The 15,293-nt window shown below is 68.2% G+C and carries 14 protein-coding genes; 2 read left to right on the top strand and 12 right to left on the bottom strand.

Annotated features, from left to right (window positions below; genetic code table 11):
* The first annotated feature begins 38 nt into the window (after positions 1-38).
* Positions 39-713 carry a TetR/AcrR family transcriptional regulator gene (locus ACQEVI_RS00925; protein ID WP_432893743.1) on the top strand — a complete coding sequence of 225 codons (675 nt, stop codon included), beginning with the start codon at positions 39-41 and terminating at the stop codon, positions 711-713.
* 512 nt (positions 714-1,225) lie between these two features.
* Here ACQEVI_RS00925 and ACQEVI_RS00930 read toward each other — a convergent pair.
* The 5 genes from ACQEVI_RS00930 to ACQEVI_RS00950 all read right to left on the bottom strand — a co-directional run bounded on the left by ACQEVI_RS00930 (position 1,226) and on the right by ACQEVI_RS00950 (position 5,775).
* Positions 1,226-1,660, bottom strand: a complete 435-nt coding sequence (locus ACQEVI_RS00930) for a hypothetical protein (RefSeq protein WP_432893745.1) — start codon at positions 1,658-1,660, stop codon at positions 1,226-1,228.
* 108 nt (positions 1,661-1,768) lie between these two features.
* Positions 1,769-3,721, bottom strand: a complete 1,953-nt coding sequence (locus tag ACQEVI_RS00935) for a polymorphic toxin-type HINT domain-containing protein (protein WP_432893747.1) — start codon at positions 3,719-3,721, stop codon at positions 1,769-1,771.
* 877 nt (positions 3,722-4,598) lie between these two features.
* Complete coding sequence (locus ACQEVI_RS00940; RefSeq protein ID WP_432893749.1) at positions 4,599-4,943, bottom strand: type II toxin-antitoxin system PemK/MazF family toxin; 345 nt, start codon at positions 4,941-4,943, stop codon at positions 4,599-4,601.
* On the bottom strand, positions 4,937-5,185 hold the full coding sequence (locus ACQEVI_RS00945) for a CopG family ribbon-helix-helix protein (protein ID WP_432893751.1): 249 nt from the start codon (positions 5,183-5,185) through the stop codon (positions 4,937-4,939). The genes ACQEVI_RS00940 and ACQEVI_RS00945 overlap by 7 nt, the downstream gene beginning before the upstream one ends.
* Positions 5,182-5,775 carry a DUF6000 family protein gene (locus ACQEVI_RS00950; RefSeq protein ID WP_432893753.1) on the bottom strand — a complete coding sequence of 198 codons (594 nt, stop codon included), beginning with the start codon at positions 5,773-5,775 and terminating at the stop codon, positions 5,182-5,184. Before ACQEVI_RS00950 ends, ACQEVI_RS00945 begins: the two co-directional genes overlap by 4 nt.
* 1,048 nt (positions 5,776-6,823) lie before the next feature.
* Here ACQEVI_RS00950 and ACQEVI_RS00955 point away from each other — a divergent pair.
* Positions 6,824-8,119 (top strand): ATP-binding protein, encoded by a 1,296-nt coding sequence (locus ACQEVI_RS00955; RefSeq protein WP_432893755.1) that lies wholly within the window; start codon positions 6,824-6,826, stop codon positions 8,117-8,119.
* Between the two features lie 93 nt (positions 8,120-8,212).
* On the opposite strand, the gene pdxS is transcribed toward ACQEVI_RS00955, so the two are convergent.
* The 7 genes from pdxS to thrS all read right to left on the bottom strand — a co-directional run bounded on the left by pdxS (position 8,213) and on the right by thrS (position 15,255).
* The gene (pdxS, locus tag ACQEVI_RS00960) at positions 8,213-9,115 is read right to left on the bottom strand and encodes a pyridoxal 5'-phosphate synthase lyase subunit PdxS (RefSeq protein WP_369375602.1); all 903 of its coding nucleotides are present in this window, start codon (positions 9,113-9,115) and stop codon (positions 8,213-8,215) included.
* A 153-nt stretch (positions 9,116-9,268) separates the two neighbouring features.
* Positions 9,269-9,856, bottom strand: a complete 588-nt coding sequence (locus tag ACQEVI_RS00965; RefSeq protein WP_432893757.1) for a hypothetical protein — start codon at positions 9,854-9,856, stop codon at positions 9,269-9,271.
* Positions 9,853-11,049 (bottom strand): glycosyltransferase family 4 protein, encoded by a 1,197-nt coding sequence (locus ACQEVI_RS00970; RefSeq protein WP_432905743.1) that lies wholly within the window; start codon positions 11,047-11,049, stop codon positions 9,853-9,855. The genes ACQEVI_RS00965 and ACQEVI_RS00970 overlap by 4 nt, the downstream gene beginning before the upstream one ends.
* A gap of 29 nt (positions 11,050-11,078) precedes the next feature.
* Complete coding sequence (locus tag ACQEVI_RS00975; RefSeq protein ID WP_432893759.1) at positions 11,079-12,035, bottom strand: phosphatidylinositol mannoside acyltransferase; 957 nt, start codon at positions 12,033-12,035, stop codon at positions 11,079-11,081.
* Positions 12,035-12,664 (bottom strand): phosphatidylinositol phosphate synthase, encoded by a 630-nt coding sequence (gene pgsA / locus ACQEVI_RS00980; RefSeq protein ID WP_432893761.1) that lies wholly within the window; start codon positions 12,662-12,664, stop codon positions 12,035-12,037. The genes ACQEVI_RS00975 and pgsA overlap by 1 nt, the downstream gene beginning before the upstream one ends.
* Positions 12,665-13,237, bottom strand: coding sequence for an HIT family protein (locus ACQEVI_RS00985; RefSeq protein WP_432893763.1), 573 nt, complete (start codon positions 13,235-13,237; stop codon positions 12,665-12,667). It lies immediately after the preceding gene.
* Positions 13,237-15,255 carry a threonine--tRNA ligase gene (gene thrS, locus ACQEVI_RS00990; protein WP_432893765.1) on the bottom strand — a complete coding sequence of 673 codons (2,019 nt, stop codon included), beginning with the start codon at positions 15,253-15,255 and terminating at the stop codon, positions 13,237-13,239. The genes ACQEVI_RS00985 and thrS overlap by 1 nt, the downstream gene beginning before the upstream one ends.
* Between the last annotated feature and the right edge of the window lie 38 nt (positions 15,256-15,293).

Consider the following 15,293-nt stretch of genomic DNA (forward strand, 5'->3'; position numbering starts at 1 on the left):
TTCTCTCCGGTAACCACTCCGCCCGAAGGGGGATACGCGTGCGCAGCGATGCTGCCCAGAACCGTCAGGCGCTTGTCGACGCAGCGCTGAGGTTGTTCGACGAGCGCGGGCTCGCGCCTACCCTCGACGACGTCGCGCGCGCGGCCGGGGTCGGTGTCGGCACCGCCTATCGCCACTTCTCGGACAAGACCGAGCTGGCCTTCGCGGCCTTGGAATCGTCGCTGGAGTCGATGCTCCAGGCCGCCGAGGCGTCCGCCTCGATGGCGGACGGCTGGGCCGGGCTGGCCGAGTTCTTCCGGGCCACCGTCGAGCCGCAGGCGACCCAGCAGGTGCTCAGGGACGTCCTGGCCACCGATCCCGAGTCGGCGCCGATGCTGGAGGTCCATCGCCGGATCGGCGACAGCCTGAGCACGCTGCTGGCAAAGGCGAAGAAGCAAGGCTCCATCCGCCAGGATGTGACGGTCTCCGATCTCGCGGTGCTCGCGACGTTGCTGGGTGAGGTGGTGCGGCTGTTCGGTCCCGTGGCGCCGGACAGCTGGCGGCGGTTCCTGCCGCTGCTTCTTGACGGGCTCAGGCCGGGAGAGACCACGTCGCTGACCGCCGGACCCTTGACCAAGGAAGAGTTCGTCGCCGGCATGGCAGCGCAGGCTCGCGCCGCGGACGCGCGGCGTCCGGGCCCGAAGCGCCGGAGTGCCAGGCAGCCGGCCTCCTAGCTCGCCGAGCGCTCCGGAGGCAGCGGCGCTCAACCTACCCGCTCAGGCTCAAGGCTCACGATCCCCTGGCACCGCTCGACGACACCCGACCCGCGTGGATCTCAGTCCGTGGCTGCCGCCAGCACCATGACATCCCGTAAGTCGCTGTTCTGCACGTACGAACCCGCTGTTCTACAACGCCAAGGTCAGCCGTCGGTCCACATACCCCAAGTGATGACGTAGTCGAGTGCGCACCAATGGGCCGGTGGGAGAACTGACTCCGTCGCCAGCCACGCACCCATCCGAACCTGGCTTCGTCGTCGCACCGCTCGAGATCAGGAGCATTTTCCCGCAGGAACTGCCACCGCTCCTCTCGCGCGGCGGCCTCCAGCTCGTTGAGCGCTTCGGTGACTGGTCCGGCGGCCCGTTCTCCGTCGATGCGCCCCTGCAACTCTGCATCTGCGAATCCGATCGATCGAGCCTCGGCAATCCGCAGCAACCCTCATCAAGGTCAGGCACGCTTCGCGTCGAGATCATCCAGGGAAGATCTTGGACCAGGAGTCCCGGGACGTCTCGATCCAGGATCGTAGGTGCTTGTCCATCATTTCACTTACCACGCCGATGTCCTCAGGGACATCGATGCGTCTGAAGTTTGCGAACGTATCGAGGTAGGCGCGTGCGACGGCAGGATACAAATCAGCCGCCGCAACCGATGCACGGCGAGCCTCCACCCCGTAATGGTCACCTTCGGGCCGCCCGACCGTCAGCAGCAGAAAACCTGGCCAGCTCCGAATGGCTTCCAGGCGTATTGGGATCGCCCGCTCCGTGAGGCTTGTCTTTCCCGCACGGCTCTCGCGGCAATCGTCGAGCATGACGGTCAGCCCCGGCCAAAGCATTCCCATATCATCCCAGAGATCGGGACCGAACATTTCGGTCCCGTCAATTGTCATACTGATGAACCCTTCCACATACCCCGACCTCTTCTGAGTGAAGTTTTCTATGTCCTGAACTGGCTCGAATTTCCGAGACCCGTGGCGGTCATATAGGTACGTCTGAATAGCGATATCACTCACGGTCTACTCACCACCCACAGGGAAGAACGATCGGATCGCTCCTTGTTTCACGGCAAGCAGGTATGTCACGCCGTCGATCGTAGCCTCTACCTCGCCACGCTGCTGCTCGGGTTTTGACCTTCGCGCGATGGCCGCCAACTCGTCAGTCCTCTGCCGGACGACCTCGTCAATGAGGCCAACAATCTCATCGGGGGTCCTGGACTCTCTGAAGAAGTCGTTCTTCAGCCTCGCCTGCTCCGGGTCGAAGTACGTCGGGTGATGCCTTTCGAGAATGTGCTGCATCCTGCCGCGCTGGAGGACCAGCGTGGTGTTGCCATACCTGAATGTCTTCGGCTTCCAGTTCTTGAGCACCGCGAGGCATCCGGAATTGTGAACAAGGACTTCAGCGTCGCCCACGTGGTAGGTGTGCAGGTCGAGAACCGCGAGGTTGTAGGCCGCTCCTTCACGTACCGCTCCAGTGTCGAGCCCTCCGACAGCAAGTTCGGTCCCGTCCGCCGACAGGACCTTCTCGCCAAGAGCGAGGTCCTTCGCGTCCTCGAACGTGCGGTCCGTCGACGACCAGAACGGGTGGTCGGCGGTAGTGGTGATCCTGGCACCGCTGGCGAGTCTGAGGTCCACGAGCATGTCAGGGTGGACGAACGTGTCGATCACCCGTCGCGGGCCGTTCACGCCGGATACCGGATCCGTCGCATGGACGTAGTCACCAGGCCGGACGTCCCGGATAGGCTGGTGCGTCCCGTCGGCCATCAGCACCGGCGTCGATCCGGCAAAGGATGCGAAACACCCCGCCGGCACCGCGACCGGCAGCTTCTTTCCCTTCGTCGCGACGAACGTGACGATCTTCTCGACGGCTCTGACGACCGCCGGGATCGCCTTGACGACTTTGATCGCCTTCCCGACGGGCAGCAGGTTGATCAGCGTCATCATGCACGCGAGAATGTCCGCCTCGGTGAAGCACTTCTCCAGGTCGGTCAGGCCGATGAAGTCTTTCACGATCGGCCAGAGTTCCTGAATGATCAACTGCTGGACGTCTGCCTCAATGGCCACAGCAGGTTCCGGAATGGGCGAATCGAGCGGGAGCAGCGGCTCCGGAACAGTGGATCCGCTGACCGTCCGGGTCAGGCAGATCTCTGAAGCCTCCGCGTCCTGCTCGAATACCTGTTCGTCGTACACCTCGGTGCTCACAATGCATGCGCCAAGAGGACCGTCCATGATCTCGCCCCAGAAGAGGACCGTTTGATCCTCGCCCACGCGTTCACTCAGGTAGTTGTCGAGCTCTGCCGAAAAGCGCATACGCGCCAGACTGTATTCTGCTTCGAAGTAGAGAACTTTGCCTCGAAGGATCTCATCCCCGACGGCCGGGTAGTCATCGACCCACTCGGGTCTGTCAGAAACAAACTGCCGCGGCCCCTGGTAGCCGACCCTGGGATCGTCCTTCTCCTTCTCAGCCTGCACCTCGTCAGCGGTCTGGAATCGGACGGTCGAAACGTGTTCAACCGACGTCGGTGACGTGTCATCGCTGCCTGGGCCCTGAGCCGTCGCGTCGGTGTCATTCCCGCTGGCCGCGTCGGCGTCCGCAGCTTTGACACCGGTCAGTTCACCGCCCAAGGCCCGATATGTTCGCGCGTATGGGTCAAGCGTGTCTGCGGTGATCGCGGGGTCGCTGGTCGCTGCGGCGTAGTCGAGCACACCGTCGGCCTGCACATGACTGTCGATCGCGTCCAGCTCACCCATGATCGAGGCGGCTGTGAAGTCCTCCGGAACCTGATCCGGATACTTCTGCCGTACTTGAGCGACCGCCTGCTCCAGGAACTGTTCGACGTCGGGCAGCTTCTCCAGCTCAGAGCCGGCATCCACCACGGGCGTGCCCCCGCCGTCCGTCGACGTCGGCGGCGGGGCATCCGTGGCTCTTGTGCAACCAGTCATGACCACAGCGACTGCCGTGATCGTCACCATCGCGATCCCTCGAACCGACCAGGCGCGAGCCTCGCGAGCAAACATGTACGGCCTTCCCCACACGACGCAAGAGTCCAGGGCAGCACCTTGCGCCGTTCCCCCCGTTCAGACGCCACACCGTAGACAGGGCGAAAGTCACCGGTCAATGTCAACGACCCCCAGCCGCCGCGCTACGCGACCGAGTCCACGCCGGACGCGTTGCGCCGGGCGGTGCAGCAACTCCTCACCACGCTCATGTCCGATTCCGCGAACGCCCCTGAGAAAGTAGGCACGGGCCACCCACCCGCCAACGGGCCCAGCTTCAGCACTCGGCGCTCGACCCGCAGCCCAGGTCGGGGTCATCTCGCCCGGCACCCCGTCGCAGCAAAGACACCAGTGGTGAACGCCGCTACCAGTTGGCCTCTCACCGAAGCGTCTCGTCCTGCGGTACGAGTGACTTGTCGTCGGACTCTGCAGCCGGATGTCCAGCTTCGATCTGAAGTGATCGCTCCGCAAGGTCCTTGCGCCAGCCCTTCGGCGGGGGGCACGACACACCACAAGACGCGAGCGTCTCGCGAGTCCAGCCGCCGTTAGGTGTACGAGCGGCCTCGATCCCTTCTGGTGTGGGCACCGCCCCCATGCCGACCAGAGTCGACGCCCAGGGCATCAACGCTGGTCAGAGACAGATCACCAACCGCGCTCAGCCAGCCGAACAGGCTCGGGCGATTCCTCGACGTTGATGCCGTGGTCCAAGATTGGTACCGGCCGTCGTTTTGCCGCACGACTTGTGGTCGTTCTGCCGCACGCCCAATGTCGCTCCGCCAGGCACGCCTCATCAGGCGTACACATCAGGGTGCGCAGAAGGACAGACTCCATCGCCCGGCCAGCGGGTCGACCGTCACAGGTCCACCACTCGTCGAAGGCCGGCGTCGACGGCATCCATCAGGTTGTCAGGAAGCACGAATCCGGTGGGTTCGATGTCAGCGCGGTCCACGGTCATCGGCTGGGACACGTTGACGACCGAGTCCTTCGGCAGCCCGGAAGCCAGGGCTGGCAGGAACACGTTGCCAGGATGCCGCGCAAGGGCCGTGTTCGAGGTGATCGGCAGGACGACGACGGTCGCGATGCGGGATTTGTTGTACTGATCGGACTGTACGACGACGGCAGGTCGCCGCTTGGCCGGAGCGCTGCCCCGGGGTTCTCCGAAATCGACCCAGCACACCTCTGCGCGCCGGATCACCACTCGTCCGAAACCTCGACCAGGCGCGCGTTCGCGGCACGGCGAAAATCGACAGTGTCGTCGCCGGGCTGCCCTATGGCGTCGATCGCGTCGTCGATCTGCTCGGTCAGGTCCGCACCGGTCAGCTCGTCGGCGTAGTGCTCAGCGGCACGCCGATAGAACTCCGACCGCGTCATGCCGTGCTTCTGCGCGATGCGGTCGAAGCGCTCCGCCGTGTGGTCCGGGAGGCTGATCGCTGTCTTCATGAACCAACGGTATAACTTTTTCTACCGCTCCGCCAGAGATGTGCGCGCCACGCTGAACGGCGCGCCGTTCGGAAGTCGCTCTGAAGATCGGTAGCAACCTTCAGTGAGTCCTGGAACGAGGCAACGACTATGGGATCGGGATCGAACGGCGGAGGACCGCCCAGGTGGGCGATAGCTGCCGATACACACCCCGCGGTTCCGAGGTCGTCACGGCCATCGCGACGTGCGACGAACGGCTGCATTCCCGCGACGACGTCCGACCCAGCGATCAGCCCGCTGACAACGGCAAGGGGACCTGCAGCATGCGAGGACGCGTCGATCCACGCGTCGGCGACTGCCTCGCGAACTCTGTCGGCGGGTAGCGCCAGGGCGAACCACGCACCCATGGTCTGTTCACGCCACCCGCTGCTCAGGAGCAGCCACTCCACCTGCTCCGAAGTCAGTCGCCTACCCGCTCTGATCAGCTTGCGCCGGGACCTACGTGCAGCGTCCAGATCGACTTCGGTCGGCGCCTCCACCAGATACATCTTCAGGTAGAACGGCCGAACCAGCCGCCTGATCAGCCGGGCGTCTTCACGGGTATAGAGCAATGAGCTGCGCCCCTCTCCTGGCCGCGGACAGACCCCGCTCGCACTCCGACGCCGGCGCCGACGCCTGACCTTGATTCAACAGGCGCCAGCCAGCCGTTATTTGGACGGGTTATGGCTCTGCCCGAGCCTACTGAACCCGGGCCAGCCACGGCCTTGAGTGGCCCACCTTGGTCAAGGAAACAGAAGGGGCCCCGCGGACGTGGCGTCCGAGGAGCCCTCTGATGACCTAGCTCACCAACCGCGCTCCGCCAGCCGGTGCGGCTCCGGGATCTCGTCGACGTTGATGCCGTGGTCCAAGGTTGTCGCGCACCCGAGCTGCCTGGGATCGACTGGGCAAGTCGCTGTTCTGCAAGCACAAACCCGCTGTTCTGCAGAGCCCAAGCCGTTGTTCTGCAACCCTGAGGTCGCGGATTCCGCACCATGTGGATCGCGGGCAGCAGCGCTCAACCAGCCGCCAGGGCTCAAAGCCACCCGCAGTCAGGAGCGATCCCCTGGCAGCACTCGACGACCCGACCTGTGGACTGGACCGGGTGAGTAATCGCAGGGTGCACGTATCCAGGGTGGCGCTGGGCGTCAGGTCTCGTGGAGGGGCGGTGTCAGTGCTTGGAGGAGTTAGGTCCCCTACGGCGGGCGGACAGCGTCACAGCCAGGTTCGCCTGTGTGACGATCACTCGTGAAGAAACCTCGGCTAGGGACATCGGCTCGGCGGAGCACACGCGCTCGATCCCGCAGAGGAGCTCGGCCTGGTGGTCGCACCGGGTCGCTTGGTGGCGCTGGACCCGGTCGGCGTGAAGCCGACCGAGTAGTCTCTCCGATCAGGCAGGCCGCAGTCAGGCGGCCTGCAGCGGTCGACGGCGCCGCCCGCGTCTACGGCCCGATCGTCCAGGGCGAGGTCGGGACCGACCTGTACGGCTGTTTTCCCAAGGGCTACGAGCCGTCGCCATGGTAGGGCTCGGCTCAGGCCACGACGGGCCCGGTCACGAAATCTGCCTACGCAACGTTCCGAAAGTTGCATGCCATAGATCGTGAAAGTTGTAGGCTGGTCTCCGTGTCGACCACTCCCGTGACCTATCTGCCCCGCGTCGTCGACGACGAGCTGACCGGCGCCCTTCGACGTATCGGCGCCGTCCTGGTCGAGGGCCCCAAGGCTTGCGGCAAGACGCTCACCGCAACCCAGGTGGCCCGGACCGTGGTGCGTCTGGACGACGAGAGCGGCAGAGTGCGTGACGCACTGGACGTCGACCCGTCGATGTTGCTGCAGGGCGAGACTCCGGTCCTGCTGGACGAGTGGCAGGCACACCCTCCGTTGTGGAACCTCGTGCGCCGAGCCGTCGACGACCGCCAGGCAAAGGGACAGTTCATCCTCACCGGTTCGGCCACGCCCGACGACGACGCCCGCCGGCACACAGGAGCGGGACGGTTCGCCGTCATCCAGATGCGTCCCATGAGCCTGTACGAGACCGGGCACTCGACCGGGCAGGTCTCCCTCGCCGCGATGTTCGACGGCGAAGCCCCCCGCGCCTTCGACCCGGACTGGACCCCGACAAGCGCACGCGAGCGGATCGCCGAGCGTGTCGCCATCGGCGGCTGGCCGGTCAACGTCGGACTGAACACCTCCGACGCACTGCTGACCAACCGGGATTACCTGGACGTGGTGCGCCGCTACGACATCCAGAGAGCCACCGGAAGCGGCAAGGACCCCGAGGTGGCCCTCCGCGTGATGCGCTCGTTCGCCCGAGGCGTCTCGACCCCGATGAGCGAAGTCACTATCGCCAAGGACCTCCGCGGGGGCGAGGCGCCGGAGAGAGGACCCGATGCGACCAGCCGGGACGCGGTCAGTACCCACCTGGACGCCCTGCGCCGTCTGCGACTGATCGAGGATCAGCCGGCGTGGGGGCCGAGCATGCGCTCCGCGCGCCGCCTGCAGGCCTCTGCGAAGCGGCACTTCGTCGACCCATCGCTGGCCGTTGCCGCGCTCCAGGTCGGGGTGGAACCCCTGGCCACCGACGTCAAGACACTCGGGATGCTGTTCGAGTCCCTGGCGGTGCGCGACCTACGCGTGTACAGCCAGCCGCTGGGAGGGCGCGTGTCGTACTACCGCGACTACGACAAGCTCGAGGTCGACGCCGTCGTGGAACTCCACGACGGCCGCTGGGGAGCGTTCGAGATCAAGCTAGGCACAGCGACAAACGTCATCGACACCGCCGCGACGAACCTGAAGAAGATGGCCGCACTCGTCGACGACAACCGGTGCGCCTTCCTCGCGGTACTGACCAACGGGGGCATGGCAACCCGACGACCGGACGAAGTTGACGTCGTCCCGCTGCGCATGCTCGCACCCTGACCACCGCCCCCGGATGACCCATCCTTGCTCGGGAAAGCAGAGAGGCCCCGCGGACGTCCACGGGGCCTCTCTGTCAGTCGCGAGAGGGGGCTGTCACCAGCCGCGCTCCGCCAGCCGGTGCGGCTCCGGGATCTCGTCGACGTTGATGCCGACCATCGCCTCGCCCAGACCGCGCGAGACCTTGGCGATCACGTCGGCGTCGTCGAAGAATGTCGTGGCCTGGACGATCGCCTTCGCACGCTGCTCGGGGTTGCCCGACTTGAAGATACCCGAGCCGACGAACACGCCCTCGGCGCCGAGCTGCATCATCATCGCGGCGTCCGCCGGGGTGGCGATACCGCCGGCGGTGAAGAGCACGACCGGCAGCTTGCCCGTGCGGGCCACCTCCGCCACCAGCTCGTACGGCGCCTGCAGCTCCTTGGCGGCGACGAACAGCTCGTCCTCCGGCAGCGAGGTCAGGCGGCGGATCTGCTGGCGGATCTGACGCATGTGCGTGGTCGCGTTCGACACGTCGCCCGTGCCGGCCTCGCCCTTCGAGCGGATCATCGCCGCACCCTCGGTGATGCGGCGCAGCGCCTCACCCAGGTTCGTCGCGCCGCACACGAAGGGAACGGTGAAGTTCCACTTCTCGATGTGGTTCGCGTAGTCCGCCGGGGTCAGCACCTCGGACTCGTCGATGTAGTCGACGCCGAGCGACTGCAGCACCTGCGCCTCGACGAAGTGCCCGATGCGCGCCTTCGCCATCACGGGGATCGAGACGGCCTCGATGATGCCGTCGACCATGTCGGGGTCACTCATGCGCGACACGCCACCCTGCGCACGGATGTCCGCAGGCACCCGCTCCAGCGCCATGACGGCCACCGCGCCCGCGTCCTCGGCGATCTTCGCCTGGTCGGGGGTGACGACGTCCATGATGACGCCGCCCTTGAGCATCTCGGCCATACCGCGCTTCACGCGCGCGGTGCCGACCGTACCCACGGTGTTCTCGCCGGTCACGGATTCAGTCACGGTTACCTCGCAAAGTTCTCGTCGATGGGATCGACGCCGGTCGTTCCGGACGCGGTCGGCGCCCTACTAGATCCTATCGCCCGCCTACACCCACCCTGTCGCCCACCCGGGCCCGCCCCGTCCGCCCTGTTCGCAGGGCGGTCACCCGCCGTTGGGCTCCAGGGCGTGCGGCAGGGCGTCGTCCAGCTCGACGGTGCGCGGCATCGGCGCCCGGCCCGCCAGGTAGAACAGCCGGACGTACCAGAGCCTGCGCACCCGCCGCGTCTGCGCGACCGCCTCGTTGTGGAACCGGCGCGCCAGCGTCGCGCGGTACCAGGCCGCGGCGAGCGCCGCCACGATCTCGCTCGACGGCCCCGCGAGCAGGAGCTGTATCGACTCCGGCGCGCCCATCGCCTCGCGCAGGGTCGCCGTGAGGCCCGACTCGGCCCGCTCCCGGTCCGGGCCGAGCCCGTCCATCTTCAGTGCGGCGGCGGGCGAGGTGACGGGTCCGGCGTCCGACGCCGCGTACGCGGCGTCCGCCACCAGGATGGCGCTCGCGGGGTCAAGCGCGCCCGACGCCGCGAGCTCGACCGCCGTCGACGCCCTGCGCACGAGCTGCGCGTCGAGCGCGATCCGCGACGCGGCGACCTTCCGGTGCAGCCGGTCCACGCGGTAGGCGCCCCGCCAGGCGAGCAGCAGGCCGACCGCAAGTGCTCCGAGCGCGACGAGCGCCATCTCCGACCAGGTCATGCGTCGCCTCCGACCCGGCGCGGGAAGAGACCCATGACGCGTCCGACGACGTCGCCGCCGATGGCGTTGTCGGCGGCGAGCGTCATGTCGTAGACGGCGAGGACCTGCTCGGTGACGCCGGACCAGTCGAACCGCTGGACCCACTGCGCGGCGTGCGCACGGTAGGCGTCGCGCCGCGCCGGGTCGGCGAGCAGCGCCAGCACGGTGGCGGCGAGGTCCTCGGGGTCGCCGGTGCGGAAGAGGGCGCCCGCGGCGCCGTCGTCCAGGACGCGCTGGAAGGCGCCGAGGTCGCTGGCCACCACCACGGCTCCGGCGGCCATGGCCTCGACGAGCACGATGCCGAAGCTCTCCCCGCCGGTCTGGGGTGCGACGTACAGGTCGGCGGAGGCCAGGAGCTCGGCCTTCTCGGCGTCGGTGACGCCGCCGAGGAACTCGACGGACGAGGCCTGGTCGCCCAGCAGCTCACGGGTCTCGGCGACCATGCCGTCCCCGCGGCCCGCCACCAGGAACCGGGTGCCGGGTCTGCCGGCGAGGATCGTGGGGACGGCCTGCACGAGGACGTTCAGGCCCTTGCGCGGCTCGTCGAGCCGGCCGAGGAACGCGACGGTCGGGGCGGAGGGTGTGCCGGTCCACTCGGGGCGCCGCGGGCTGCTCGCGAACACCTCCGTGTACACACCGTTCGGGATGACGACGGCGTCGCCGCCGAGGTGGTCCACCAGGGTGCGGCGCGCGTCCTCGGAGACGGCGATCCGGGCGGCGACCTTCTCCAGGGACTGGCGGACCAGAGGGTAGGCGACCTGGAGCGCCCGCGAGCGCACCTGCGAGGTGTGGAAGGTGGCGACCACCGGCTCGGTCGCCTGCCACAGCGCGAGCATCGACAGCGACGGCACCATGGGCTCGTGCAGGTGGACGATGTCGAAGGCGTGGCCGCCGATGCCGCCCTCGAGCCAGCGGCGGACCCGGGTGGCGGTCAGCGGTCCGAAGGTGAGCCGGGCGACCGACCCGTTGTAGGGCACGGGAACGGCGCGGCCGGCGGCGGTGACGACGTCGGGCAGCTCCGTGTCGTCACTGGACGGGGCGAGCACGGACACCTCGTGGCCGGCGGCCTGCAGCGCCTCGGCGAGGTCGCGCACGTGGAACTGGACGCCGCCGGGGGCGTCGAAGGAGTAGGGACAGACGATGCCTATCCGCAGCGCGCGGTGGCTGCGGCGTCGGACGCCTCTCATCCGGTCTCCCGGGCGGGGCCGGCGGCGTTCCGGCGGGCGGGTCCGAGGTCGTCGACGAACACGCGCTGCAGCATGTGCCAGTCCTGGGTGTGCTCGACGATCGTCCGTGCGAGCTGGTCCACCCAGCCCTGCGTGAGCTGGCGGGCCCGCTCGTCGCGGGGCAGTCCGGCGTCCGGTACGGGCAGCGGCGGGTGGAACGTGATGACGATCCCCCACGGCGTGCGGGCGGCCCGACGCCGGTCGCCCCGCAGCCGCTCGTAGGTGATGCCCACGGCGTGCACGGGGATGCCGGCTTCCAGACCGAGCAGGGCCGGGCCTGCGGCCACCCGGGCCCGGTGCCCGGCGAGGTCCACCTCGATGCCGGTCGACGTGAGGTCACGGTCGCTCAGCAGCGGGATGAGCTTGCTGCCCTCCTTGGCGCCGCGGACCAGTGCGCCGAGCACGTCTCCGCCGCCGAGGGCCAGCACGTTGATGCCGAGGGAGCTGCGGAACCGGACGAACTCGTCGAACAGCTCGTCGGGCTTGAGCCGCTCGGCGACGGTGAGCACGTTCGCGAGGTACTGGGAGCCGTAGGCCCCCGCCAGGTCCCAGTTACCGAGGTGGCCCAGCGCCAGGGACACCGCTCCCCCGGCGTCGACCCCTGGCCGGACGTGCTCGTCGTAACCCGCTACGCGCACGCGCGTCCGGAGCTGCTCCGGCGTGATGCCCTGCAGGGTGAACGCCTCGCGGAAGTAGCGCATGTAGCTGCGCATCCCGGCGCGGGACAGGCGGCGGATCGCGGCGTCGTCGAGGTCCGGCCGGACGCGCGCGTAGTTGGCCTCCATGCGGCGCACGCCCTTGGTGCGCCGCAGCCAGGTGACGTCGGCCACCACGGTGAACAGGCCCCGCAGGACGGGCTCCGGGATCCTCGTCGCGTTCCGCCACGCGAACGTGTACGCCGCCGCGACGTTCATCAGGCCTCCTGCCCGGCCCCGCTGGTGAGCTGCGCCCGCACCGTCGCCATGCGCTGGAACACGGTCACCAGGCTCGCGAGCGCCAGCAGCGTCAGGACCACCTCCAGGACCACCACGGGCAGGCCCACCTGGAGGAACGTGAACGGGACGAGGGCCAGCAGGAGCCGGTCCGCGCGCTCGGCGATGCCGACCTGGGCGGTGGCGCCGACGCTCTCGGCCCGGGCCCTGGCGTACGGCACGACGCTGCCGAGCACCAGGCAGGCCAGCGCGACGGCGATGCCCCAGAGGCCGTTGTGCTCCTCGGGGTGCAGCACGAACCAGAGCATGATGCCGCCGAACACGGCGCCGTCGGCCACGCGGTCCAGCGTCGAGTCGAGGAACGCGCCCCACGGGCCGGACCGCCCGGACATGCGCGCCATCACGCCGTCGAGCGAGTCGAAGAGGACGAAGAACCCGACCAGGAGGCCGCCCACGAGCGTCTGCCCCAGGGGGAACAGCGTCAGTGAGATCGCCGAGACGATCAGCGTGCCGGCGATGGTCACGGCGTCCGGTGAGACCCGCAGCGCGAGCAGCAGCCGGGCCAGGGGCGTGAACACCGTGGTCATCAGGGAGCGCAGGCTCCGTAACATTCAGTTCTCCTCTTGGTTGCCGCCCCCTGCGGTCACCCACGCCTCCGCGAGCCGGCGGCGAGTCTCTCCCAGCAGCTCGGGCAGCGCCTTGGTCTGCCCGACCACGGGCAGGAAGTTCGCGTCACCCAGCCAGCGAGGCACCACGTGCTGGTGCAGGTGCGCCGCAATGCCCGCGCCTGCCACCTCGCCCTGGTTGATACCAAGATTGAAGCCTGCCGGCGCGTAGACGGCGCGCGACACGCGCACGGCCTGCTGAGTCATCTGCGCCAGCTCGACGGTCTCGGCAGCGGAGAGGTCCGTGTAGTCCGAGACGTGCCGGTACGGCAGCACCATCAGGTGCCCCGAGTTGTACGGGTAGAGGTTGAGCACCACGTAGCACCGCTCCCCGCGGGCGACGACGAGACCCTGCTCGTCGTCGCCCTGCGGGATGCGGCAGAACGGGCACTGCCCGGCCGTCGAGTCGGCCGGCTTGTCCTGACCGCCGATGTAGACCATGCGGTGCGGCGTCCACAGCCGCTGCTGGCCGTCGTCGGGCGGGCCGAAGTCCGCGGCGTCCTGGACGGTGGGTTCCATCAGGCCTGCTGCGACCGCTCGGCCACGGCCGCCGCGATGCGCTCGACGGCGTCCGCCACGGGCACACCGTTCTCCTGCGTGCCGTCGCGGAACCGGAACGAGACGGCGCCGGCCTCGGCGTCCTCACCGCCGGCGATGAGCGTGAAGGGCACCTTCTCCTTGGACGCGTTGCGGATCTTCTTGGCGAACCGGTCGTCCGACAGGTCGATCTCGACGCGGACGCCGCGGGCCGTGAGCCGCGCGGCGACGTCCTTCACGTAGTCGTCGAACGCCTCGGCGACGGGGACGAGCTTGACCTGCACGGGGGCGAGCCAGGCCGGGAAGGCGCCCGCGTAGTGCTCGATGAGCACGCCCATGAACCGCTCGATGGAGCCGAACTTGGCCGAGTGGATCATCACGGGCTGCTGGCGCGTGCCGTCGGCGGCCGTGTACTCCAGCCCGAAGCCCTTGGGCTGGTTGAAGTCGTACTGCACGGTGCCCATCTGCCAGGTCCGGCCGATGGCGTCCTTGGCCTGCACGGAGATCTTCGGGCCGTAGAACGCGGCGCCGCCCGGGTCGGCGACGAGCTCCAGGCCGGTCTCGCGGCCGACCTCCTCGAGGATCTTCGTGGCCGCGGCCCAGTCCTCGTCGGAGCCGACGAACTTGTCCGGCTTGGAGTCGTCGCGCGTGGAGAGCTCCAGGTAGAAGTCGTCCAGGCCGAAGTCCCGCAGCACGCTCAGCATGAAGTCCAGGAGGTGCTTGACCTCCGACGGCGCCTGCTCGGGCGTCACGTAGGAGTGCGAGTCGTCCTGGGTCAGGCCGCGCACGCGCGTCAGGCCCTGGACCACACCGGACTTCTCGTACCGGTAGACCGAACCGAACTCGAACAGGCGCAGCGGCAGCTCACGGTAGGAGCGCCCGCGCGAGGCGAAGATCAGGTTGTGCATCGGGCAGTTCATGGCCTTGAGCCGGTACTTGGACCCCTCGAGGTCCATCTCCGGGAACATGGTGTCCGAGTAGTACGGCAGGTGCCCCGAGGTGTGGAACAGGCCGTCCTTGGTGATGTGCGGCGTGCCGACGTAGGAGAAGCCCTCCTCGATGTGCCGCTGCCGGACGTAGTCCTCCATGACCCGCTTGATCACGCCGCCCTTGGGGTGGAACAGCGGCAGACCGGAGCCGACCTCGTCGTGGAAGCTGAACAGGTCCATCTCGGCGCCGATGCGGCGGTGGTCGCGGCGCTCGGCCTCGGCGAGCCGCTCCAGGTGCGCCCTGAGCTCGTCCTTGGACGGCCACGCGGTGCCGTAGACGCGCTGCAGCATCGGGTTCTTCTCGCTGCCGCGCCAGTAGGCGGCCGCCGAGCGCATGAGCTGCACGCCGTTGCCGATCAGGCGGGTGCTGGGCAGGTGCGGCCCGCGGCACAGGTCGCTCCAGACCACGGTCTCGGACTCGCGGCCCGCGCCCCGGACGTTGTCGTAGATGGTCAGCTCGGCGCCGCCGACCTCGACATTTTCGCCGTTGTCGTCGTCGCTCGAGCCGCCCTTGAGGCCGATCAGTTCCAGCTTGTACGGCTCGTTCGCCAGCTCGGCGCGAGCCTCGTCCTCGGTGACGACCCTGCGGCGGAAGGTCTGGCCCTCCTTGATGATGCGGCCCATGATCTTGTCGAGGTTCTTGAGGTCCTCGGGCGTGAACGGCGTCTCGACGTCGAAGTCGTAGTAGAAGCCGTCGGTCACGGGTGGGCCGATGCCCAGCTTCGCGTCCGGGTTGACCTGCTGCACCGCCTGGGCGAGCACGTGCGCGGCGCTGTGCCGCAGCACGGCCAGGCCGTCGGGCTCGGCGACCGTCACGGGCTCGACCTTGTGGCCGGCCGGGATCTCCCGGTCGAGGTCCCACAGCTCGCCGTCCACCCGGACCACCACGACGTCGCGGCGCGTGCCGTACAGCTCGACACCGGTGGTCGTCGCGGTGGTCGTCGTCGCCTCCGTGCCGGTGTCAGCCGGGTTGAGTGCGGCAGGGCTGGGCGGCGATACGACGTCGGACACAGGGGTGCTCCTTGGGAAAGCGACGAGAAACAGATCGA

Origin of the sequence: Promicromonospora sp. CA-289599, from assembly GCF_050936155.1 — a bacterium.
Taxonomy (GTDB): Bacteria; Actinomycetota; Actinomycetes; order Actinomycetales; family Cellulomonadaceae; genus Promicromonospora.